16 protein-coding genes and 1 tRNA gene are annotated in these 22,180 nt (G+C 67.4%); 8 read left to right on the forward strand and 9 right to left on the reverse strand.

Annotated elements, in window-relative coordinates:
- Positions 1 to 11: 11 nt before the first annotated feature.
- The 4 genes from AC1DKD_RS01495 to AC1DKD_RS01510 form a co-directional block, all read right to left on the reverse strand.
- On the reverse strand, positions 12 to 3,761 hold the full coding sequence (locus AC1DKD_RS01495) for a tubulin-like doman-containing protein (RefSeq protein WP_477142851.1): 3,750 nt from the start codon (positions 3,759 to 3,761) through the stop codon (positions 12 to 14).
- A gap of 67 nt (positions 3,762 to 3,828) precedes the next feature.
- Positions 3,829 to 4,275: a hypothetical protein gene (locus AC1DKD_RS01500; RefSeq protein WP_441625505.1), complete on the reverse strand. Its 447-nt coding sequence runs from the start codon at positions 4,273 to 4,275 to the stop codon at positions 3,829 to 3,831.
- 106 nt (positions 4,276 to 4,381) lie between these two features.
- Positions 4,382 to 5,863, reverse strand: coding sequence for a hypothetical protein (locus tag AC1DKD_RS01505; protein ID WP_477142852.1), 1,482 nt, complete (start codon positions 5,861 to 5,863; stop codon positions 4,382 to 4,384).
- Entirely contained in the window at positions 5,860 to 7,353 is a 1,494-nt protein-coding gene (locus AC1DKD_RS01510) for a hypothetical protein (protein ID WP_477102534.1), read from the reverse strand. Before AC1DKD_RS01510 ends, AC1DKD_RS01505 begins: the two co-directional genes overlap by 4 nt.
- A gap of 549 nt (positions 7,354 to 7,902) precedes the next feature.
- Between AC1DKD_RS01510 and AC1DKD_RS01515 the strand changes: the two genes are divergently transcribed.
- Together AC1DKD_RS01515 and AC1DKD_RS01520 are read left to right on the forward strand one after the other, a co-directional pair.
- On the forward strand, positions 7,903 to 9,069 hold the full coding sequence (locus AC1DKD_RS01515; protein WP_477142853.1) for an ABC transporter substrate-binding protein: 1,167 nt from the start codon (positions 7,903 to 7,905) through the stop codon (positions 9,067 to 9,069).
- Positions 9,070 to 9,081: 12 nt separating this feature from the next.
- Positions 9,082 to 9,975 carry an NAD(P)-dependent oxidoreductase gene (locus AC1DKD_RS01520; RefSeq protein WP_477102533.1) on the forward strand — a complete coding sequence of 298 codons (894 nt, stop codon included), beginning with the start codon at positions 9,082 to 9,084 and terminating at the stop codon, positions 9,973 to 9,975.
- Between the two features lie 19 nt (positions 9,976 to 9,994).
- Here the strand turns inward: AC1DKD_RS01520 and AC1DKD_RS01525 are convergent, their stop codons facing one another.
- Positions 9,995 to 10,927: an alpha/beta hydrolase gene (locus AC1DKD_RS01525; protein ID WP_441635340.1), complete on the reverse strand. Its 933-nt coding sequence runs from the start codon at positions 10,925 to 10,927 to the stop codon at positions 9,995 to 9,997.
- 349 nt (positions 10,928 to 11,276) lie between these two features.
- Between AC1DKD_RS01525 and AC1DKD_RS01530 the strand changes: the two genes are divergently transcribed.
- Positions 11,277 to 11,361: transfer RNA gene (locus AC1DKD_RS01530), tRNA-Leu, on the forward strand.
- Positions 11,362 to 11,502: 141 nt separating this feature from the next.
- Here AC1DKD_RS01530 and AC1DKD_RS01535 read toward each other — a convergent pair.
- The gene (locus AC1DKD_RS01535) at positions 11,503 to 11,844 is read right to left on the reverse strand and encodes a cupin domain-containing protein (RefSeq protein WP_035867302.1); all 342 of its coding nucleotides are present in this window, start codon (positions 11,842 to 11,844) and stop codon (positions 11,503 to 11,505) included.
- Positions 11,845 to 12,167: 323 nt separating this feature from the next.
- Between AC1DKD_RS01535 and AC1DKD_RS01540 the strand changes: the two genes are divergently transcribed.
- Positions 12,168 to 12,683 (forward strand): hypothetical protein, encoded by a 516-nt coding sequence (locus AC1DKD_RS01540; RefSeq protein ID WP_441635342.1) that lies wholly within the window; start codon positions 12,168 to 12,170, stop codon positions 12,681 to 12,683.
- Positions 12,684 to 12,693: 10 nt separating this feature from the next.
- On the opposite strand, the gene AC1DKD_RS01545 is transcribed toward AC1DKD_RS01540, so the two are convergent.
- Positions 12,694 to 13,563, reverse strand: coding sequence for a LysR substrate-binding domain-containing protein (locus AC1DKD_RS01545; RefSeq protein ID WP_441635344.1), 870 nt, complete (start codon positions 13,561 to 13,563; stop codon positions 12,694 to 12,696).
- A 125-nt stretch (positions 13,564 to 13,688) separates the two neighbouring features.
- Positions 13,689 to 13,943, reverse strand: a complete 255-nt coding sequence (locus AC1DKD_RS01550) for a hypothetical protein (RefSeq protein WP_441635346.1) — start codon at positions 13,941 to 13,943, stop codon at positions 13,689 to 13,691.
- A 381-nt stretch (positions 13,944 to 14,324) separates the two neighbouring features.
- On the opposite strand from AC1DKD_RS01550, the gene aspT (AC1DKD_RS01555) reads away from it, so the two are divergent.
- From aspT (AC1DKD_RS01555) to cls, 4 genes are all read left to right on the forward strand, one after another.
- The gene (gene aspT / locus AC1DKD_RS01555) at positions 14,325 to 16,037 is read left to right on the forward strand and encodes an aspartate-alanine antiporter (protein WP_477142854.1); all 1,713 of its coding nucleotides are present in this window, start codon (positions 14,325 to 14,327) and stop codon (positions 16,035 to 16,037) included.
- Between the two features lie 97 nt (positions 16,038 to 16,134).
- Positions 16,135 to 17,820, forward strand: a complete 1,686-nt coding sequence (gene aspT, locus AC1DKD_RS01560; protein WP_477142855.1) for an aspartate-alanine antiporter — start codon at positions 16,135 to 16,137, stop codon at positions 17,818 to 17,820.
- Between the two features lie 115 nt (positions 17,821 to 17,935).
- Positions 17,936 to 19,561 (forward strand): bifunctional aspartate transaminase/aspartate 4-decarboxylase, encoded by a 1,626-nt coding sequence (locus AC1DKD_RS01565; protein WP_477102532.1) that lies wholly within the window; start codon positions 17,936 to 17,938, stop codon positions 19,559 to 19,561.
- A gap of 157 nt (positions 19,562 to 19,718) precedes the next feature.
- Positions 19,719 to 21,227: a cardiolipin synthase gene (gene cls / locus AC1DKD_RS01570; RefSeq protein ID WP_477142856.1), complete on the forward strand. Its 1,509-nt coding sequence runs from the start codon at positions 19,719 to 19,721 to the stop codon at positions 21,225 to 21,227.
- 74 nt (positions 21,228 to 21,301) lie between these two features.
- On the opposite strand, the gene hutG is transcribed toward cls, so the two are convergent.
- Positions 21,302 to 22,114 (reverse strand): N-formylglutamate deformylase, encoded by an 813-nt coding sequence (gene hutG / locus AC1DKD_RS01575; RefSeq protein WP_441635356.1) that lies wholly within the window; start codon positions 22,112 to 22,114, stop codon positions 21,302 to 21,304.
- Positions 22,115 to 22,180: the final 66 nt, after the last annotated feature.

Raw genomic sequence — 22,180 nt, forward strand, 5'->3', positions numbered from 1 at the left:
CCCCAACGACATCAGGACAGCGGCGGCGGCATCAGCGGCGCGGCCGCGAACGGCGAAGCACCCTGCAGCACCACGGCCAGTTCAGGCACCTGGTTCAGCTCCAGCCAGCCGGCCAGGCCGGCACGCCAGACCTTGGTGCCCGCCAGGGCGATCTGCCCGGCCTGCAGCATCTGCCCGATCTGGCTGGCCTGGAACGGACCGTACTGCTGGCCGTTCACGCCGAGGTGGTACTGGTGTTCCACCAGGGGCGGCGGCATGCCGCCCAGCGGCGGAGGCGTGCCAGGCGCGGGCGGCATGCCCGGCGCGGCCATCAGGCCTGGCATGGCCGCTTGCGGGATCGTTGCCTGCGGGATGGCCGTGGCGGCGGCCGCGGGCTGCCCTTGCAGCAGCGCCTCCAGGCGGCCGGGTTCCAGCATCTCCGCATTGAGYATGAACTTCAGGCGCAGCGGACCGTCGTCGTCGGCCTCCCGCACTTCCCATTCGTAGGCATCGGCGTCCGATTCCGCGATCACCGTGGCCCAGGGCTTGAGGTTGCCCAGCAGCCGGTTCACCGCTTGCTTGACCTCGCTGTCGGACAGGCCCTGGCGGCGCGCGCGCTCGTTGAGTTCGGCGGCGGCCTCGGCCGCGATGGCGCTGGCAAAGCCCTTGCGCTCCTGCTCGGCACCGTTGCCGTCGGCCACCAGCTTGGACGTGTAGACCGCGCTCTCGTAGTACTCGCACAGGGCGGCCAGTGCCGCGGTCTGCCAGGGGCCCATCTCGGCGATGCGATCCTGCACGCGCTCGACGATGGCTTCGCGGTAAGCCGGCGGCAAGCCGTTCTGGCGCACCGCGCGCTCGTTGCCGATGCGCCGCACGTCGCCGCGCGCTACCGCGAACTGGTACTGGCCGGGCGGCACCACGCGCTGGCTCGAGCGGGTCAGCACGCCCAGCATCACGGCGTAGAGGAACTGCTTGAAGTCTTCCGCCAGGCRGTTGAGCTCATCCGTGTTCGGCGCGATCGGATGGCTGAACTGGGTGGCGTCGATATGCGTGTGCGTGGGGCTCTTTTCCGCCTCCTTGCGGTAGCTGGTGCGCCAGCCTTCCAGCCCGCGCAGCACCGTCATGGGCACGCCCGAGAGTTCGCAATAGCAGACCGCGCGCCCCGGCACGCCGGTCTCGACGATGGAGAGCTGGGCCGTGGTAATGCCGGCTTGCGTCGGAATGCAGGCCTCCAGCTCGACGCTGAACCTGCGCTTGAATTCGTCCGCGCCGGCCACACCGATAAAGCATTTGTACTGGTCGGCCTTGACCGTGAAATCGCCCGCCATGTTGGCGTCGATCCACGGCATGGCACAGGCCAGCAGCTTGCGGAAATGGTTCATGCGCTCGGCCGAGCTCATCTGCTCCAGCGCTTCGAGCAGCGGATCGGTGGCGGGCGCATCGCCGTCCACGGCGCTGACCAGCACCAGCTGGCGCTCGGCCATGCGCTTGACCTTGGTCAGTATCTGGCTGCGCTGGTCGGTATCGGCCAGCATCGGGAACAGGGCCTTGGAGCCGCCCAGGTCCTTGAAGGCTTCATCGGCCCACTCGCGCAGCTGGATAGCGCCGGGCATCGGCACCTCACGTTCGCCCGCGTCGATGGCGATCAGGGTCGCGTGGTCCTTCTTCAGCTCGTGCTGCAGGATGGCGTTGGCGCGCTGCAACTGGGCCAGCATGTCCAGGACCGATTCGCGCCCGGCCTGCAGCTCGCCCACCAGCCCGTTCCACACCGGCTTGCCCGCGGCGTCCACTCCCACGCGGCGCCCCAGCCAGGCCGACAGTTCGGTAAGCAGCAGCGCGGCTTCCTCGGCCGCCTTGGCGCGCAGGTGGAACTTGAGCGCATTGGCAATTTCGATGCGCAGGTGGTCCATCACCTGCACGGCCTGCTTCTCGCCGCCGCCGAAGAAGCCGCCCTTGGTCTGCTCCAGGTTGGCCAGCAGGCGCTCCAGTTCGCGGCTGCGCACGGCTTCCTTGATCTCGCGGTAGCGCTCGGCATTGTTGTTGAGCGCGGCGGTCAGTCCGCTGCCCGGCGCTTCCAGGCGGTCGTTGATCTGCTCGACCAGCGACAGCACGTACTCCAGGCCGCCGAAATCCTTGTTGTCCAGGTAGCCGTAGAGCTGGTCGCGCATGACGCGCTTGATGCGGTCGAGCACTTCGCGGCGGCGCTTGGAGACGCGGTCCTCCGTCGTATCCGCCGCGGAGTCCTGGTCGCGCACCGCATCGCGCTCGAGCTGCTTGATCGCTTCGCGTACCTGGGTAGGCCATTCGGCCCGATCGAAGCCGCTGCGGATCTCGTCGATCCGCGTATTGACACGCTGGTCCACGCCCGCGACCAGCAGGCCGTGCTTGTCCTGCAACAGTTCCTCGACCAGGAAATAGTCGAGGAACTCGCCGCTCGAACGCTTCAGTTCCACGCTCTTGTCGGAGAACTCGGGGAAGTCGCTGAACGGCGCGGCGCGCAGGGCCATGTGGTTGGCCATGAACTCGTCGCGCTGCTTGTCGGTGGCGCGGTTGGCGCCAAGGTCGTTGCCGCCGACGCCGAAGAAGGCCTTGAGCATTTCGCCGGCCCAGCGATGCGCGCGTTCGTCGCGGCGGGATTCCTGGCGCGTGTCCAGCACCGCCTGGCCCATCGCGGAATAGCGCTTCGAATAAGACAGCCGCATGTCCGCGAAGCGGTTCTTGGGTACCAGCGCGTCATGCAGGAAATTCTTGTGGTGCGCCTGGTTGACTGCCACGGAACGCTTGCGGCGCGCAAAGTCGCCCGAGGCGAAGTCCTCGAACAAGGCGTCGGCCACCATGTGATAGATATCGCCCACATCCTTGGTGTGCTGCTGCGCCAGGTTCCCGGAATCGATCAGGTACACCTCGTTGTAGGGCTCGCGCTTGAGCTCCGGCTGGTCATAGGCATCCCAGCGGCCCACGTAGCCGCGGTTGCCCAGCATGGCCGACTCCAGCTCCATCAGCGCCGCGTAGCCGTTGGCTTCGGTGCGGTCCTTGTTGGCGCCCGAGTATCCGGTGGGCAGGAACAGCATCAGTTCCACGTCGGCGCTGCCGACCTCGGTGCCGGCGAGCCAGCGGGCCAGCAGGCCCATGTCGAGGAACGCGCCCGATCCCGTGCCGCCCGCCACCGAGCCGACCACGACGATGCGGAACTTGCTGGTCTCCATCTTGAGGCCAAGCTGGTTCAGCTGGCGCTCGTGGGACAGCCCGGCCTTAAGCCCCTTGAGCTTCAGGCGGATCTTGTCGCGCAGCTTGGCGTACTTGTCGAAGAAATACAGGCGCGAAACGGCGCGGATCTGGCCAGCGCCCTTGGACGGGTCAATGCCCAGCTCGCGGATCTTCTTGGGCGTGAGCGGCGACCAGGACTGGATGTGGGGAAAGCGCGCCAGGGAATCGTCGTCCCGGCTGTACTTGTCCATGTCGAAGGACTCGACGATCTTGTCCTCGTCGCTGAACTTGACCAGCTCGTACTGCAGGTCCTCGGCCTGGGCGCGGCCGCTGTCGATGACGGCGCYGGAGTCCAGGTCGAACTGGATAAACTGCGCCACCGGGAAATCCGCCAGGCTTTCGACGCGCGTGCGCATGCCCGAGCCGCCCCAGAGCGTGTTGAGGATGCGCCGCCGCACCCGCATCAGCACCTCCATGCCGGTGCCGCCGACGCCGATGAACAGTGTCGGGCGCAGCTCGATGCTCTGCTCCTGCTTGCGCTCGGCGCGAATACTCTGATTGATGGTGTCGGACATGTTCTCTCCCCTTCCTGCGCTCTTGGCTTACTCTTGCTTGCGGTCTTGATGCGGCCTTGATGCGGCCTTACTTGCGGCCCGAGACCAGCATCAGCACCAGCGCCACCAGGCCCACCAGCGCCACCGGGCCCATGATCAGCGGCGTCAGGAACTTGGCGGCATTGACGGCAGACAGCACCACGCCCGTCGCCAGGCTGGAGAGGAAGACGAACAGCCACCAGGCTGACGCATTGGCCTTGTTGGGCGGCACGCGCTTGCCCACCAGCGTATTGGCATAGGCGTTGCGGGCGAAGAAGAAGCCGATGAACAGCAACAGCAGGATGCCGCCGCCGATCAGCAGGTCGCGCGAGCCCGTGTCGGCGGTGGCGCCCAGCTCGTTGAGCGAAGCCGGCTGCGAGACTTCCGTGCTCGTGTTCACCATGGCTGGAGCCCCTGCGGCCGGAGCCTGGGCGTTGCCACCTTCGACCGGCGCGGGCAATGCGAAACCGGAATTGTTCTGCTGAGTCTGTGCCATCCCCTCGTTCTCCCTGTTCAATATCAATGCGAGTTCAAAGCGAACTCAAATTCGGATTCAGTGCGGTAACAAATGCGGTATCGGGGGCGATATCAGGCCGGGGCCGTCAGCGCCCGCTGAAGCGCAGCGAATGGCCCTCGGCCGCGTTGCGCACCTGCGGCTTGCCCAGCCCGCGGCGAACCTCGCCGATGGGCTGGCCCGCGTCGTCCTTGAGGACGAGGCGGGCGAACGGCTTGAGCACCACGTGGCGCGGCACCCCGTCCACCAGCAGTTCGTAGCGCTTGCTGCGGCCCGACACCAGCCCGAGCGCACCCGCGCCCAGCACCAGCGCGAGCAGCCCGCCGATCGCCACCAGCAAGGGCAGCAGCGGATACTGGATGCGCACCAGCAGCGGCACGCGCGCCACCGAGGCGCGCACGCTCTCCGGTGGCGTGAAGACTTCGGAAATGGGATCGCCCGGGAACAGCTCGCGCATTTCGCCGGCAAAGCCGTCCGACAGCGCCAGCTGCTGGCCCGCGAGCCCGATCTCGACGGTCATCGGCAGCAGCACCTGCTTGCCCATGGCCGACATGGCCTGCGCCGACCACGGCGAGGGCACCTGCGCCATCGGCAGCGCGAACTGCGCCTGCACCGGCTGGCTGGCACCGGGCTGCAGGTCCTTGACCGCCGCCGGCTCCACCTGCACCGGCACGCTCTGGCCACCGGCGCCCAGCGTGGCATTCACGCCAGCCGAGCGGATCACGTAGGGATAGAACAGGTTCTGCAGCGAGGCCTGCAAGGCCACCGTGGGCACGAGACTGGCCGCGTCCACGTCGAGCACGATGGTGCGCTGGTCGGTACCGAGGCTGGCGCGCACATTGGGCGTGTTCCTGACCAGTTCCGGCACGATCCGCACGGCATCCTGGTCGATCGGCTTGAGCCGCGCCGGCGCGCGCGTCAGCACCTTGGACAGCCGCCCTTCGGCCATGATGCGGYCGAGCGCGTCGGCCGCCGGCTGGCCGTAGGCCAGCGCATACACCATCAGGCCCTTGGCCGCGTACTGCTTGCCCTGGACCGGCATCTTGAGCGGGAATGCCAGGGTCCGGGTGATCGACGGCTCGAGGTGGAGCAGGCGGTAGAAATCGCGGTTGCGCTCCGCAGTCTGCGCGTCGTTGTTAGGGCTGTTCTTGTTATTGGTGAAGATCCAGATGATGCCCGGCGCCGCCTTGAACGGACCGGTGATGGTCTTGGTGACCGCCTCCTGGAAATCGGTGTCGGCCAGCGCCTCGCCCGCGCCCTTGCGGGCCACCGCCAGCGGCGCCAGGCGCCGCGCCACATCGGCAGCGCCTGTGCCCTGGGAAAGCAGGGCCGGCGAGGCATTGCCGGCGGTGCTCTGGCTGAACGCCAGCAGATACACCTTGTCCTCGGCACTGGCCGCGGCGCCCGCGACGGCAGCCACCAGCGGCTTCAGCCGGGAAGCGGGATCGGCATAGAAAGGCTCCATCCAGCCGGAGTTCTGCACCAGGAAGGCCTGTTGCACGCCCGCGGCGCGCGCCGGCACGGCACAGCACAAGATCGCCGCGGCGACCCCAACGACAAATCGCTTCATGCTTGTAGCTTCCAGCCGTCGATGCGAGTGATCAAGGGGTGGTAGGCCCATAGCAGGCCATCATGGACGAACAGGCGCAGACGCCACGGCTCGCTTACGGAGAACGAGTGGAAGGCGATTTCCGTCGATCCGTCGTCCATCACCAGCTTCGCGGGCGTGCGATCGACCGATTGCAGCACCTCGTCCAGGCTTTTCGCCGTCGCGAGCTTGATCCCGACCACCACGCCGTCTTGCGATTCGAGCAGCGGCATCACCACCTCGTCGGTGGCGCCATCGTCGCCATGCTCCGGCTCGACCCAGGGATCGGTCTTGAAGCGGGCTGCGAAACGGTAGTTCACGCTGCCCGAGCACAGGCGCGGCGCTTGCACCGGATGCCGGGCGGGCTGATCGATGCCGAGCTCCAGGTAGCAATATGTGCCTGCGGCATCGTCAAAGCACAGCTGCGACAGATGCCCCACCGGCGAAAGGCTGGCGCAGCCGAAGCGGAAATCCGGCCGGAGATTGTCCGGCCAAGGCCTGAAGCTGGCTTCGCAATCGCCATTGGAAAGCATGCGCAGCAGCAACTGGCCACGCTCGGCGGGCCAGATGGCGATGCGGCCGCTGACCAGCGGCGCATGGAGCGCCCCGGTATCCAGGCCGGCCAGGGAAAGCGCCACCACGGGCCCCGGCGCGCCCTGCGCGTCGGCGCTGGCAAAGCGCACCGAGCCGGCGCCGGCGTCGAGCGGCACCCAGATCCGTTCTGCGAAATGGATGGGGGCGCCAAGCGCCTTGCCCGCGCCGATGTAGTCGACCCCGAAACGCAGTCCCGGCACATCCACGCGCACGCAGGCCAGCCCGGAATCGGTACCGAAGAAGATGCGGCTGGCGCTGCCATCCAGCGCCACTTCGGCTCGCCAGTCCTCGCGCGGGATGCCGGACACCTCCAGCATGCCGCGGCCCTCGTAGTCGACGGGTTCCCAGCGGCCGCTGGCAGGCAGCCGCGCATAGAGCAGCCCCTTGGCAGGATCCAGCGCAAGCAGTACCGGCGCCCGGGTGCCAGCCGGCAGCGAGAAAAACTCGTAGCTGCCTTCCGGCGGCATGCTCAGGCTGTCATCCGGGTCCGTATCGGCGCGCCGGAGGAACGGCTCGCTCAGCCGCAACGGCCGCGCTGCCTGCCTCAGTCCACGGGACGGGCGCGCGCTGCGTTGCAGGATGTCGGCGGCGCCGTGCGGCGGGATCCAGCTTGCGGCCGGCGCCGCCGCGGGCCGCAGCAGGGCATGTCCGGTCTGTGGATCGAACTTGAATTCAGGCGGATAGAGACCTGGTGCCGCCGCGCTTGAACGCCCGCATTGCATCAGCACGCGCAAGTCGTCCTTCGATACGGCTTCCGGCACGGCATGTCTCTGCGTGGTCCGGTCGAGCACGAAGCCACCCCCCTCTTCCGCTGCCATCCAGTCCCCAGAATTCAACTGCCATGCCTTGGAATGCCTGCCCCTATCTTCTGCATTCATTTATCGTTGCCTTCTTTGCTGTCCTTCCCCGCCAGCACGCACCGGGGCGATCAGCCCTTCCGGTAGCGCGGACCCGCGGCGCTGCGCGTGCAGCCCCTCCCCATGCCTGGCCTCGGACACCCGACGGCCGGGGAATGCTCCCGGCGCGATTGCCCGGCGGCCCGCTTGCACCGGCTTTCTATCTGTATAGGTTCTGTGCGATGCTTCCCGCCGTGCGCAAGGTGGGTCTGTGCGATTGGAATGGCGGGTCAGCGCGGCACCTCGCCCGGGTTCCTGTACCCCCACCTTCCCAGCAATAACGGCACGGCAATGGGAATGTTTAGTGCTATTTGCCTCAAAAGAAGCAACTGCGCATTGTCCGGATTTAGGAAGGTTCCTAGCACCCCCCATTCGAAGGGCTTTCCCCTCATTGGCGGGGATTGGCGTTCCGCCCGCATTGACCGGAAACCCGGCGCGGGCGGCCGGGGCGCCCCTCCCGCATGGGGCCGATAAATCGTTAAGATAGCCTTCGCCGCATTACCCAAAAAATAGAACACGAGGAGATCATCCATGCCCCACCCGCGCATCCGCGCCACCCTGCTGGCTTCCGCCCTGCTCCTGGCCGCCCTGCCCGCGCGCGCCGACATCCGCGTGGGCATCGACGTCTCCACCACCGGGCCCGCCGCCTCCATCGGCATCCCCTCCAAGAACGCTGTGCTGATGTGGCCGCCCACCCTGGGCGGCCAGCGCGCGCAATACGTGATCCTGGACGATGGCTCCGACCCCGCCGCCGCGGTGCGCAATGTGCGCAAGCTGATTTCCGAGGAGAAGGTGGACGTGGTGGTCGGCCCCAACATCACGCCGACGGCCATCGCCGCGCTCGATGCGGTGGCTGAGGGCGAGACGCCGATGGTGGCGCTGGCCGCGTCGGCCGCCATCATCGAGCYGCAGACGGACCCGAAGCGGCGCTGGGCGTTCAAGATGCCGCAGAACGATTCGCACATGGCCACGGTGCTCACCGAGTACATGAGCAACCATGGTGTGAAGACGGTGGGCTTCATCGGCTTCAACGATGCTTACGGCGAGAGCTGGTGGCGGGAGTTCTCCAGGCTGGCGGAGCTGCGCAAGATCAAGGTGGTGGCCAACGAGCGCTTCTCGCGCAACGATACTTCGGTAACCGGGCAGGTGCTGAAGCTGATGGCGGCCAACCCGGATGCGATCCTGGTGGCCGGCGCGGGCACGCCTTCGGTACTGCCGCAGAAGACGCTGGCCGAGCGGGGGTATAAAGGGAAGGTGTACCAGACCCACGGCATCGCCACCTGGGACTTCCTGCGGGTAGGCGGCAAGGATGTGGACGGCACGCTGTTCCCGACCGGGCCGGTGGTAGTGGCCCGGCAACTGCCGGACGGCCATCCGGTGAAAAAAGTGGCACTGGATTTCGCGACGCGCTATGAGGCGAAGTACGGCGTGGACAGCATCACGCAGTTTGCCGGGGATGCCTGGGGCGCGTGGATGCTGCTGGACGACGCCGCGCGCCGTGCCGGCAAGAGCGGCGCGCAGCCGGGCACGCGGGAGTTCCGCCACGCCATGCGCGATGCGCTGGAGACCACCACCAACCTGACCATTCCCAATGGCGTGATGAACCTGAGCGTGAAAGACCATCAGGGCTTCGACCAGCGCTCGCGCGTGATGGGCGTGATCCGCGACGGCAAGTTTGCCTACGCGGCCGAGAAATAAGGATGTCTTGACATGAGCAATACGACAGCAACCCCCTCCCAACCCTTGACGATCGGCTTTATCGGGCTGGGCGCCATGGGCACGCCGATGGTGCGCCACCTGCTTGCCGCCGGCCACGGCGTGCGCGCCTGCGTGCGCCGGCCCGAGGCGGCCGACGCGGCCCGCGCGCTGGGCGCGGTGCCCTGCGCCACGCCCGCCGAAGCGGCGCGCGGCGCGGCGGTGGTGTTCACCAATGTCACCTCGTCCGAGGATGTGCGCTCGGTGCTGCTGGGCGAGCACGGCGTGATCGAGGGCGCTGCGCCGGGCACCATCTGCATCGACCATAGCACCATCTCGCCCATCGTCACGCGGGAGATCGCCGCGCGGCTGGCCGAGCGCGGCATCGAGGCGCTGGACTGCCCGGTCTCCGGCGGCACCGTGGGCGCCGAAGCGGCCAGCCTGACCATCATGGCGGGCGGCAAGGCCGAGATGCTGGACCGCGTGCGGCCACTGCTCGCGCTGCTGGGCAAGACCATTACGCATATCGGCGACCACGGCGCCGGCCAGGTTGCCAAGCTGTGCAACCAGATCGCGCAGGTGGTCAATATCGAAGGCATTGCCGAAGCCATGCGGTTCGCACAGGCCCAGCAGGTGGACAGCGGCCGCGTGCTGCAGGCCATGGCCACCGGCATGGCGGGCAGCCGCATGCTGGACATGATGGGGCCGAAGATGGTCGCGCACGACTTTGCCCCGGGCATCGAGGCACGGCTGCACGACAAGGATTTCGGGCTGGCCGCGGAGATCGCCCGCCAGCTCGGGCTGGAACTGCCCGCCATGCAGGCCACCTCGCGCCAGCTCGGCACGCTGATGGACAAGGGCTGGGGGAAGGACGACACCTCGTCGCTACTGCGGGTGCTGGAGGGGTGAGCTGCCGCGCCGCCGGGCGCTAAGCCACGTCCATCATCCTCAGGACCGCACGCAGCAGCGGGCTGTCCGTTTCGGCGAAATCGTCCATCACGTTGAAGTGGTGCCTCCCCGGCATCGGCACATGCGCCGCGCCTGGCGCCGCCGCGTTGGCGGCCCAGCCAGCGCGCAGCAGATCCGTCTGCCGCTGGTATTCCTCGGGCTCCAGCCCGCCCACCGCCGTCACCAGCGGTGCGTCCGTGGCGGGCGGCAGGAAGGCCGGCGAGAGCCGGGCCACATCGCTCTCCGACAGTTTCAGGTCGACCTGCAGGAAAGCGGCGCGCCGAAGCGGCTCCAGATCGTGCAGGCCGCTGACCGACACCACGCCCTTGACCAGATTCGCCGGCAGGTCGCTGCCCACGCGCGGCCACAGGGTGGTGAGCATCATCGCCGCCATATGGCCGCCGACGGAATGCCCGGCCACGAAGATGCGCGACCCGTCATGCCCAAGCCGGTCCGCCGCGCGGTACAGCCATGCCACGCTGCGTACCGCCTGCAGCAGGATGGTCTCCACCGTCACCGCCGGACACAACGAGTAATTGACCACCGCCACCGACACGCCGCACCGTGGCAACGCGCTGGCCACCAGGCTGTGGTCGCGCTTGTCCAGCGCGCGCCAGTAGCCGCCGTGCAGGAATACCAGCAGCGGCGGCGCCTGCCCGGCAACGGCGCCGGGGTCGGCGGGGAAGTAATCGAGCCGCTCGTCCTCGCGGTACGGGCCAGGCTCGCCATCGGCATAGCTCAGGTCTTCCAGCCAGCCGCCCCGCTCGCGCACCTGGCGCGACAGCGCCGCCCAGCGTGCCATATGGATAGCGTTGTCGGGCACCCTGGCCCGGTTGTTGTACTGGACGTCGAAGAAGGCGGGGTCCTGCGACGGCAGCTGCGCAAGACTGGCGAAGGACGGCAGGTCTGACATGGTGCTCCGGGCTTGGATTAGAGACGCGGGCGGCCTTGGCGGCCCGCAGGGGCGATGGCTGCAATCATGCTAGCCGAGTTCGCCAGCTGCCTGGAATCGACAAGATCCCGGATATCGCCTTGCCGCCGATGGTCGTAAAACGTCACCCGCGTGCCGGCCAGGGCCACCGGCAAGGTCCGCCCGCCGACGCCCGAATACCATGACCGGAGCCGCGCCATGCGGACCAGGCAAGGTCGCCAGGGATTCCCTGGCCCGGCCTAGTTGTGACCGCGCTGGATTTGCGGCATAATTCCCGGCTCAGCACCATGCTGGCACGCCGGTTCCCGGCAAATCGGCCAGCATCCACTCAGCCCGGGTGGTGAAACAGGTAGACGCAGGGGACTCAAAATCCCCCGCCGCAAGGCGTGTCGGTTCGAGTCCGACCCCGGGCACCACTGAATTTCCCAAGAAAATGCACCCGCTCCAATAGGGAGCCGTCGCCCTGTTGCGACTGCGTATGGTGCGGCCGCCTGACCGGCTGGCCCGATCCGGGCCGGCCTTTTCAGTACCAGCCCGTCCTCCGGCCGCCAAGGCGACTACGCCCCGGCCCGATCCAGCAGCACGATGGTCACCAGCACGGAGGCGTTGCTGATCGCCGTCACATCATGCTTCACGCCGGAAGCCAGATAGACGAGATCGCCCTGGCGCAGCAGCCGGTGGCCACCGTCCACGCCGACATCCACTTCGCCTTCCAGGCATTGCATGGTGACCGGCCCGGCTACCGCATGGGCCGGCATCCGTTTGCCGGCGGCCAGCACCAGGCGCATGACTTCCAGGCGGCTCTCCTTGAAGAGTGCCGTGGTGGGCGTCTGCTCAAGGCGCGCGCCCAGGGGCAGCACGCTGGCGATCTGGCCGGAGGATAGATGAGGGATGGACATCGGTGGCTCCTGGTTGTCTGCGGCGCGGCGCCTGCGTCCGCCGGACACCTCCGGTAGTGACTCCCGCCCCATTGGTGTCCCGGCCCATTCGTTCTTCAGCCGTTCGCGTCGCGCTCTGCACTGATGGTAGTACGCGCATGGGCTTTGTCCCAATGACAACGCGTGCTCCCGAGCCGGCGGAAAATTGCCGATTCGCCTGCCTGTCGCTACACGGTTTGGCAGGTCCCTCGACTATGCTGTGATTGGGCACCATGCCCGAACGCGCCGCCCGGCAGAGGCAGATTACCCTGGGAGCGCCGGCGCGAGAATGCGGGAGAACTGTCATGCAACAGCGCCTGGCCGGTTTGATTTGCGCGGCCGCCATCATGGCTTGCGCCTGTGCCACCTTGCAGCCCGAGCAGACCGGGAGCAAGTTGGTCGGAAGCCCGGAGAGCAGCGTGCGCGATGCCTTTGGCGCACCTGCCGAGGTCTACCGCCTGGCTGACGGCACCACGCGCTGGATCTATTCCCGGCAGCCGCTTGGCTTCTTTGTCTACACGGCAGATTTCGATGCCAGTGGCAAACTCAGCAGCTTCCGTCAGATGCTGACGGAAAAAGAGATCTACCAGGCGCAGATCGGCGTCTGGACCAAGCGCGACATTGAAGAGCACTTCGGCAAGCCTCGGGTCCCGATTCAGTATTACCCGCTGATGAAGCGGGAAGCCTGGTCCTATCGTATGTACAAGGACGCCAACCTGCCGGCCCACTTCAGTTGCTACTTCGACGACAACGGCGTGTTGCAGCAGACCATGATCATCGCCGATCCGCTGGGCGGCGGGAGTCATGGCAGAGGCAAGTGAGCGCGCTGCCTTACGGCTGCGCCACCAGTTCCTTGATCCACGCATGCACCACCCGGACGTCCGGCGAGGTCTCGAACCGCTCGGATGCCATCAAGTAGTACGAATGCGCCGATGACAAGCTAACCGGCGACAGCCGCACCAGTTGCCCGGACTTGAGCAGGTGCAGCAGCAGCGAGCGACGCCCGTAGGCAATGCCTTGCCCGCGCATGGCGGCGTCCAGCATCAGACCGGTATCGGTAAAGGTAGTCACGCGAGGGCTGCGCGGCATGGGCAGCCCGGCCTCGCGGAACCACGGCTCCCAGGCATGGCGGCTGTGCGACAGGAGCATGGCTTCGCCGAACAGCCTGGGCAGCGCACGCTGCCTGAGCGTGGCGAGGTAGGACGGCGCCGCCACCGGAAACCACTCGTCATGGCCCAGGTCGAGATGCGGCTCAACCGGCCTGGCCCGGGCAAAGCGCAGTGCGATGTCGGCCTCGCCATGACGGGGCACGATCATCTGGCTGGTGGGGTCCAGCGCGATGGCGATCCGGGGATGGCTGCGCTGGAATTCCGCCAGCGCGGGCACCACGCGAAAGCGGGCGAATGAAGGCAGCACGCTGACGCGCACCGTGCGCGGATCGGCCGCCGGGCCGAAGGCTTCGCCCAGCGTGGAGAGTGCTTGCCGGACCGGCCCGAGCAGGCGTTCAGCCTCGGGCGTGGGCGTCACGATGCGCGTGGTGCGCGCGAACAGGGCCACGCCGCAGCGTTGTTCGAGCTCGCGGATGCGATGGCTCACCGTGCTGTGGGCCACGCTGAGTTCTTCGGCAGCCCGGTGAAAGCTCCGCAGGCGCGCCACGGCATCGAAGGCGAGCAGCAGCGGGATCGGCGGGATGTGCTTCATGACGGGTTGCGCGGGCAATCCGCCGGCTCAGCGCGTGCGGACATAGCCTTGGTTTTGGTGATCTCGGGTGCGAAGCCGGTCGTGGCGGCGGGACGGGCGCAAACGAGCCGGCTCGCGATGCGCGATCATAGCGCACGCGCAGTGCGCAACACCCAGCCAAACAAGCCGGCGAAAGCCAGCGGGCCCCACACGGACAGCACTTCTCCCAGGCCAGGGAACAGCATGCGCTGCGGCAGTGCGGCATCGCCCGCCTGCGCCCAGTCGGCAGCCAGCAGGGCCAGGCACCCCCCCTGCACCAGCAAGTTGCGGCCTGCGCGCTCCGTGCCCAGGGCGGCGGCGGCGGCCAGCGGCGTCAGGCCGAAAGTCAGTACGGACAGCATAGGCATCTCCCGGCGCGGTGGCGCGCCGCATCGTGGATGGAATGCCGCCACTGTAGGGCCGGATCGCTCGCGATTTGATGAAAGTTGCGGCGCGATTATGCGGCTGCGTCGACCAATCCCCCCAATTGCTGGCCCTCGCCTCCCACGGCTCCGCACCGCGTACCACATGGCTCGAGGCCGCCCCAGCGCATGTTGACGCCGCTGCTTAAATCACAAACAAAAGCTTTCAGCACGCGCCCCAAGTTGTGGCAGTGATAATGGCCCACGCCAAATCTGCGCGGCGCCCGCCGGGAAGGATCGCGGCCAGAAGCTCTTGCCGCGGCCCCGCTGCGCGGGCGCCCCGTGGGCCCAGTGATTTCTCTGCAGAGCCGCTGCCGCGCCATGGAAACCATCGTCCACCTGCTTGCAACGCAACCCGAGATCGCCTTGTTCCTGGCGCTGGCCGTGGGACATGCGGTGGGTTCGATCAAGATCGGGCCGTTCCAGCTCGGCGGCATCTGCGGCACGCTGATTGCCGCGCTGGTGATCGGGCAAACCGGGGCGCGCATCGACACCGACGTGCGCAACGTCTTCTTCGCCTTGTTCATCTTCGCCCTGGGCTTCACCGGCGGCCCGCAGTTCTTTGCCAACGTCACCCGCAGCTGGCGCATTGGCCTGCTGTCGCTGGTGGAAGTGGCCGTGGTGCTGGCGCTGATGGCGCTGGCGGTGGTGGTGCTGAACCTGGACCAGGGCACCGCGGCGGGCCTGCTGGCCGGCGCGGCGACGGAATCTGCGGTGATCGGCACGGCCTCCGAGGCCATCGGCAGGCTGGGCCTGTCCCCCGAACGGATACGCGAGCTGCAGACCAATATCGTCACCGCCTACAGCGTGACCTACCTGTTCGGGCTGATCACCATCGTGCTGTTCACCAGCCAGCTGGCACCGTGGCTGTTGCGCATCAACCTGCGCGAGTCGGCAGCGGCGCTCTGGCAAAGGCTCGGCGGCGAGTCCGACATGGGCGCGCGCCAGTACAGCGCGCTGCCGCGCCTGGTGGGCCGCGTGCTGGAAGTGCGCGCGGCGGCCGGGCAGACCGTGCTGGCGGCGGAGAAGGCAGTGGCGCTGGGCGTGACGATCCGGCGCATCCGGCGCGACGCTCATACCTTCAAGCCAACGCCCRATGAGGTGCTGCGGGCCGGTGACGTGGTGCTGGCGTATGGCCGCCGCGACGCCATGGTGCCGTTCGCGCGGGCGGTGGGCATCGAGCTGCCCGAGGCGCCGGAAGCGGCCGGGGAAGCCGGCATGGACACGGTGGTGCAGACCGAGCAGGACGTGCTGCTCACGCGGCGCGAGATCAGTGGCGTCACGCTGGCCTCGTTGCGCGGCATGGCGGATGTCGGCATGGGCCGCGGCGTGTACATCGACGCCATCAGCCGCGTCGGGCGCCCGATCCCGCCGTTGCCCAATACCGTGCTGGAGCGTGGCGACGTGCTGAGCCTGAGCGGCCCCTCCGAGGCCGTGGACCGGGTAGTGCCGGAACTGGGCTACCGCGTCGTGCCCACCATCAAGACCGATTTTGTGTTTCTCGGCGTCGGCGTGCTGCTGGGCATGTTGCTGGGCAGCCTGAGGCTGCAGCTTGGCGGCGCGGAGTTGACGCTGGGCACCGGCGGCGGTTGCCTGGTAGCGGGCCTGGCATTCGGCTGGCTGCGTGCGCGCGTGCCGCTGATGGGCTCGCTGCCCTCGTCGGCGGCGGAGATCCTGAAGGATTTCGGGCTGGCCACCTTTATCGCGGCGGTGGGCCTGTCCGCCGGACCGGACGCCATCAAGCTGGTGAAGACCTATGGCCTGGCGCTGCCCGTTGCGGGCGTGCTGATCTCGATCGTGCCGGCGTCGCTGTCGCTGCTGATCGGCCACTGGTGGCTGAAGATCGAAGCCCCGATCCTGCTCGGYGCGGTGGCCGGACAGCAATGCAGTACGCCCGCCATCATGGCGCTGACCAATGCAGCCGGCAACAGCACGCCGGTGGTTGGCTACACCATCACTTACGCCATTTCCAACGTGCTGCTGCCATTGATGGGACCCATCGCGGTCGCCGTGGCCGGCGCACTGGCGCATTGATTGCGCACCGGCCCGTGACCGCCATCGGCGCCCGGGCAGCACGCTCGTTTGAGCGCATCGCCTGATCCATTTATCCATCACGCAGCAGGAGTAAAGCATGGAGTGGTTGCACAGCATCTTCCAGAAGTCCCCTGAGGCGGCGTTGTTCCTGTCGCTGGCGGTCGGCTACGCGATCGGCAAGATCACCTTCGGGCGTTTCCAGCTCGGCGGCGTGGCCGGCTCGCTGCTGGCCGCGGTGGTCATCAGCCAGGTCGGCGTGGAGATCGACAACGGCGTCAAGGCGGTGATGTTCGCGGTGTTTATCTATGCCGTGGGCTACGAGAGCGGGCCGCAGTTCTTCAACTCACTCAACCGCAGCTCGCTGCGCGAGATCGCGATGGCGATCTTCATGGCGGTGGTGGGGCTGGCCACGGTGGTGATCCTCRCCAAGCTGTTCCATATCGACAAGGGGCTGGCCGCCGGCCTGGCCGCCGGCGGCATGACGCAGTCGGCCATCATCGGTACGGCGGGCGACGCCATCACCAAGCTGGGGCTGCCGCCCGACCAGGTGAAGCTGCTGCAGTCCAACGTGGCGATCGGCTATGCCGTGACCTATGTGTTCGGCTCGCTGGGCGCCATCATCGTGTGCGTGAACATCCTGCCGCGCTTCATGAAGACGGACCTCAAGACCGACGCCAAGAAGGTCGAGCTGGCCATGCACGGCGGCACGCCGCAGTTTGGCCCGGGCCAGCGTGGCGCGCTGCCGCGCCTGGTGGGCCGCGTGTTTCGCGTAACCGGCGCCGCCGGCAAGACCGTGGCGGCGATCGAGACCAAGGGCGCGGACCTCGTCACGGTCGAGAAGGTGATGCGCGGCGGCAAGCCGGTCGAGGTCAGGCAGGACCTGGTGCTGCAGGCCGACGACCTGGTCCTGATGGTGGGCCGGCGCGACGCGATGGTGCCCACCGCGCAGATGATCGGCGAGGAAGTGGCCGACGCCGAAGGCATGGGCGTGGTGATGCAGACGCGCCGCGCGGTGTTCACGCACAAGGACATGAACAACAAGTCCATCGCCGAGATCGTCGGCATGGTGGAGCGCGACCAGCGGCACGGCGTGTATATCGAGCATATCGAGCGCTACGACCAYSCGCTGCCGATCCTGCCCGACCTGAAGCTCCAGCACGGCGACATCCTCACCTTCTACGGCACGCCCGACGACACCGCCCGCGCGGTCAAGACCGCCGGCTATGAACTGGTGCCGAGCGAGAAGACGGACTTCGTCTACTTCGGCGCCGGCGTGCTGGTGGGCCTCTTGATCGGCCTGCTGGTATGGCGCGTGGGCTCGATCCCGCTGACCCTGGGTTCCGGCGGTGGCGCGCTGTTGTCCGGCCTGGTATTCGGCTGGGCGCGGTCCAAGCATCCGATGTATGGCGCCATGCCGACGGCGGCCTGCCAGTTGCTCAAGGACTTCGGGCTGGCGGCCTTCGTGGCCATCGTCGGCATCAACTCCGGGCTGCAGGCGGTGACCACGCTCAAGCAAAGCGGGCTGACCATCTTCCTGCTGGGCGCCGTGGTGACGCTGCTGCCGCTGTTCCTCACCATGCTGTTCGGGCGCTACGTGCTCAAGTACGACAACGCGGCGCTGCTGGCCGGCGCGCTGTCGGGCTCGCGCAGCGCCAACCCGGCCTTCGGCGGCATCCTGGACAAGGCGGAAAGCCCGGTGCCGACGGTGCCCTTCGCCATCACCTACGCCCTGGCCAATGTGCTGCTGACCTTGCTCGGTCCCCTGGTGGTCGGCCTGGTCTAGCGCGGCTCGCCTTGACGCTGGCGGCCACCCCCTCGCGCAAACGCGCATTTGTATTCCCGGACCCGGCCCGGCCGGACCGGGTCTCCTCCAACAAGCCTTACCCCTGGAGCATGTCATGACCAAACCTGACCTTTCCAAGCTGGCGAACCTGTCGCCCTTCGAGCTCAAGGACGAGCTGATCAAGCTCGCCAGCAGCGACGCGGATCGCATGATGCTCAATGCCGGGCGCGGCAACCCGAACTTCCTGGCGACCGTGCCGCGCCATGCCTTCTGGCAGCTCGGCCTGTTCGCCATGCGCGAATCCGAGCGCTCGTTCTCCTACATGCCCGAGGGCGTCGGCGGCTTTCCGCGCCGTGCGGGGATCGAAGAGCGTTTCAACCTGTTCGCGCGCGAGCAGTCCGAGACCTCCGGCGTGAAGTTCCTCGCCGGCGCCGTGTCCTATGTGCGCGACCAGCTCGGGCTGGATGCGGGCGACTTCCTGTACGAGATGTGCGAAGGCATCCTCGCCTGCAATTACCCGGTGCCGGACCGCATGCTCAAGCTGTCCGAGAAGATCGTTGCGCAATACATCCGCAAGGAGATGATCGGCAGCCATCCTTTCACGGGCAAGTTTGACCTGTTCGCGGTCGAGGGCGGCACGGCCGCGATGACCTACCTGTTCAACACCATCCGCGAGAACCACCTGCTCAAGGCCGGCGACACGATCGCGCTTGGCATGCCGATCTTCACGCCGTATATCGAGATCCCGGAGCTCAACGACTACCAGTTGCTGGAACTGTCCATCGACGCCGACCCGCAGAACCGCTGGCAGTATTCGAACAAGGAGCTCGACAAGCTGCGCGACCCCAAGGTCAAGGCGTTCTTCCTGGTGAACCCGAGCAATCCGCCGTCGGTGCGCATGAGCGACGAGAGCCTGGAGTACCTGGCCTCGATCGTCGAGGAGCGGCCGGACCTGATCATCCTGACCGACGATGTGTACGGCACCTTTGCCGACAATTTCGTCTCGCTGTTCGCGATGTGCCCGAAGAACACGATCCTGGTGTACTCGTTCTCGAAGTACTTCGGCGCGACCGGCTGGCGGCTCGGTGTCATCGCCACGCACCAGGACAATATCTTCGACGCGCAGATCGCCGGGCTGCCGAAGCCGCAGCGCGACCAGCTGCACAAGCGCTACAACTCCATCACCACCGAGCCGGACAAGCTCAAGTTCATCGATCGCCTGGTCGCCGACAGCCGCACCGTGGCGCTGAACCACACCGCCGGCCTGTCCACGCCGCAGCAGGTGCAGATGGTGCTGTTCTCGCTGTTCTCGCTGATGGACACGCACGACGAGTACAAGGCGGCGATGAAGCGCCTGATCCGCAGCCGCAAGGCCGCGCTGTACCGAGAGATCGGCATTGCGCCGGACAACGACGATCCCAACGCCGTGGACTACTACACGCTGCTCGATATCGAGCAGCTCGGCGGCAAGGCCATCGGGCCGGAGTTCGTCAAATGGGTGCTCAACTCCGCCGAGCCGGCGGAGCTGCTRTTCCGGCTGGCCGAGGAGGCGGGCGTGGTGCTGCTGCCGGGACGCGGCTTCGGCACGCGCCATCCGTCCGGCCGCGTATCGCTGGCCAACCTCAATGAATCGGACTACGTGAAGATCGGCCGCTCGATCCGCAAGCTGTTCGAGGAATATGTGGAGCGGTACAACGAGGCCACCGGCAGCACGGCGCGCAAGGACGTGACGAAGAAGTAAGCCACCGCCGGCACGTTGCCGCGGGCCGGTGCCGGCGTTGTCCGGCATCGGCCCGCGGCGTCTTGAACACGGACCGGCATGCCGCCGGCGTCGAAGCGCCGCGTGGCTCTGGTATCGTGGGCGGTCCGCAATCCACCGTCCGCCGCCACCGAGCCGCATGCCTGCTTCCTTGCCCGCCACCTTCCTCCCCGCTGCCTGGTTCGACTGGCTGCCGGGCGCCATGCCGGCCGACCTGTCGTGGTGGTGGCCGTCGGTCTTCATGCTGGCCGAATGGGCGATCCGCCTGGCCATGCTGGTCTATGTGCCGCAACGCCGCGCCCCGGCGGCGGCACGCACCTGGCTGCTGCTGATTTTCTTCCTGCCGTGGCTGGGATTGTTGCTCTACGCGCTGTTCGGCCGCATCTACTATCCCAAGTCCCGCCGCATCAAACTGGCGCGCATCAACCTGGGCATCGCGAGCGTGCGGGACCGGGTGGCGCGCTTCGCCCCCCTGCAGCCGCTGCCTGCCACGGTTGCCGCCGGTGCGGCCGGCCTGATCGAGCGGCTCGGCTCCCACTCGCCGATGCGAGGCAATGCCGTGGCGCTGCTCGATGACTACGATGCCACGGTAGCCGCGATGATCGCCGATATCGACGGCGCCCGGCACCATGTCCACCTGCTGGTTTACATCTACGCCGCCGACGCCACCGGACGCGCCTTTACCGACGCCCTGCTGCGGGCGAACGCGCGGGGCGTGCGCTGCAGTTTGCTGGTGGACGCGCTGGGAGCGCGCGCCGGTTGGCGCGCGTTTGCGGACACGCTGCGCGAGGCAGGCGTGGAGGTGGTGCAGGCCCTGCCGATGCGCTCGCTGATGGCCGTGCTCAAGGGCAAGAGCGCACGCTTCGACCTCCGCAATCACCGCAAGATCCTGGTGGTGGACGGCAGCATCGGCTACATCGGCTCACAGAACGTGATCGACGCCGAGTCGATGCCCGGCCTGCCCAATGAAGAACTGGTGGCACGCGTGACGGGGCCGGTGGTCTCGGAGCTGCAAGCGGTATTCCTGGCCGACCGCTACCTGGAAACAGGCGACAGCAACTTTGGCATCGACAGCTTCCCGCCCATGGAAGAGCAAGGCCCGMACGTCGCGCAGATGCTGCCCAGCGGCCCCGGCTACGGTACGCAGAACGCGCAGATGGCGCTGATCAGCATGATCCACCACGCGCGCAGCGAGGTGGTCATCACCACGCCCTACTTCGTGCCCGACGAAGCCTTCCTGCAGGCGCTGCAACTGGCCTGCTACCGCGGCGTTGACGTGCACCTGGTGTTGTCGCAGCGCATCGACCAGCGCTTCACGCAGGCCGCGCAGGAAGCCTACTTTGGCGTACTGCTGGACGCGGGCGTGCAGATCCACTTGTACCGGCCGGCCTTCCTGCATGCCAAGCATGTGACCATCGACGACGAGGTGGCGATGGTGGGATCGACCAATATGGATATCCGCTCCTTCGCGCTCAACGCGGAGGCCGCGCTGGTGATCTACGACCGCGAGGTGGTGGCGCGCATGCGGGAGATCCAGCGGCGCTACCTGGCCAGCAGCGAGCCGGTGGTGCGCGCCGTGTGGCAGCAGCGGCCGCTGCATACGCGCACCTGGCAGAACCTTTGCCGGCTGGCGGATTCGTTGTTGTAGGGACGCGGATGTGAAAACGCGACCCGTGGCGCTGTTGGCGCCGCGGGTCGCGTCAGGCACTCCGAGCGGCTGGCTTAGCGTGCTTCCACGTAGCCCAGTACGGTTTCCAGCATCGTCTTCAGCGCGGGCTGGATGCGCGTGGCCCGTGCCTCGTCGTAGGCGAAGGGATAGGTCTCGCTCATGTAGGCCGACTGCGTCAGCTCAAGCTGCACGGCCTGCACGCCCTGTGCCGGCGCGCCGTACTGGCGCGTGATGTAGCCGCCCTTGAAACGCCCGTTGAGCACCGAGGTATAGCCCGGCAAGGCGCTGGCGATGTCCAGCAGCTGGTTGGCCAGCTCGGCGTCGCAGCTCGCGCCGTTGGCCGTGCCAAGGTTGAAATCGGTCAGCTTGCCTTCGAAGAAGCGCGGCAGCACCGAGCGGATCGAATGCGCGTCCCACAGCGCCGCGGTGCCGTGCGCGGCGCGCAGGCGGGCCAGTTCTCCGGCCAGCGCGTCGTGGTACGGGCGCCAGATGGCGTCGCGGCGGGCGGCGATCTCGTCGTCGGCGGGCAAGCTGCCGTCGGCGTAGACCGGCGTCTTGTCGAAGGTATCGACCGGGCACAGGCCGGTGGTGTCCTGGCCGGGATACAGGTTGGCGTTATCGGGCGGGCGGTTCAGGTCCACCACGTAGCGCGAGTGCGTGGCCACCAGGATGGAGGCGCCGAGTTCGCGCGCGAAATCGTAGAGGCGTTCCAGGTGCCAGTCGGTATCGGGCACGGTGCGCGCCTCGGCGGTCAGCCGGTCGGACACGGAGGCCGGCAGGTGGGTGCCTACGTGCGGCATCGACACCAGCAGCGGGCGCGTGCCGCGATGCAGGGTGAAAGCGGGGGTATCGGTCGAGAAAGACATGTTTTTGGTTTGCAACGTGAAGGTGCAGGTGCAGTTGCGCATCGGCGCGGCCTGAAGCTTGTATCG

It is taken from the genome of Cupriavidus sp. 05T313 (assembly GCF_056396665.1).

What these genes read in the sequence shown, in the direction of transcription:
- AC1DKD_RS01510 (WP_477102534.1), bottom strand. Translation starts at nt 7,353, where the DNA reads ATGAATGCAGAAGATAGGGGCAGGCATTCCAAGGCATGGCAGTTGAAT.
- AC1DKD_RS01500 (WP_441625505.1), bottom strand. Translation starts at nt 4,275, where the DNA reads ATGGCACAGACTCAGCAGAACAATTCCGGTTTCGCATTGCCCGCGCCG.
- AC1DKD_RS01540 (WP_441635342.1), top strand. Translation starts at nt 12,168, where the DNA reads ATGCAACAGCGCCTGGCCGGTTTGATTTGCGCGGCCGCCATCATGGCT.
- AC1DKD_RS01545 (WP_441635344.1), bottom strand. Translation starts at nt 13,563, where the DNA reads ATGAAGCACATCCCGCCGATCCCGCTGCTGCTCGCCTTCGATGCCGTG.
- AC1DKD_RS01520 (WP_477102533.1), top strand. Translation starts at nt 9,082, where the DNA reads ATGAGCAATACGACAGCAACCCCCTCCCAACCCTTGACGATCGGCTTT.
- AC1DKD_RS01550 (WP_441635346.1), bottom strand. Translation starts at nt 13,943, where the DNA reads ATGCTGTCCGTACTGACTTTCGGCCTGACGCCGCTGGCCGCCGCCGCC.
- hutG (WP_441635356.1), bottom strand. Translation starts at nt 22,114, where the DNA reads ATGTCTTTCTCGACCGATACCCCCGCTTTCACCCTGCATCGCGGCACG.
- AC1DKD_RS01525 (WP_441635340.1), bottom strand. Translation starts at nt 10,927, where the DNA reads ATGTCAGACCTGCCGTCCTTCGCCAGTCTTGCGCAGCTGCCGTCGCAG.
- AC1DKD_RS01535 (WP_035867302.1), bottom strand. Translation starts at nt 11,844, where the DNA reads ATGTCCATCCCTCATCTATCCTCCGGCCAGATCGCCAGCGTGCTGCCC.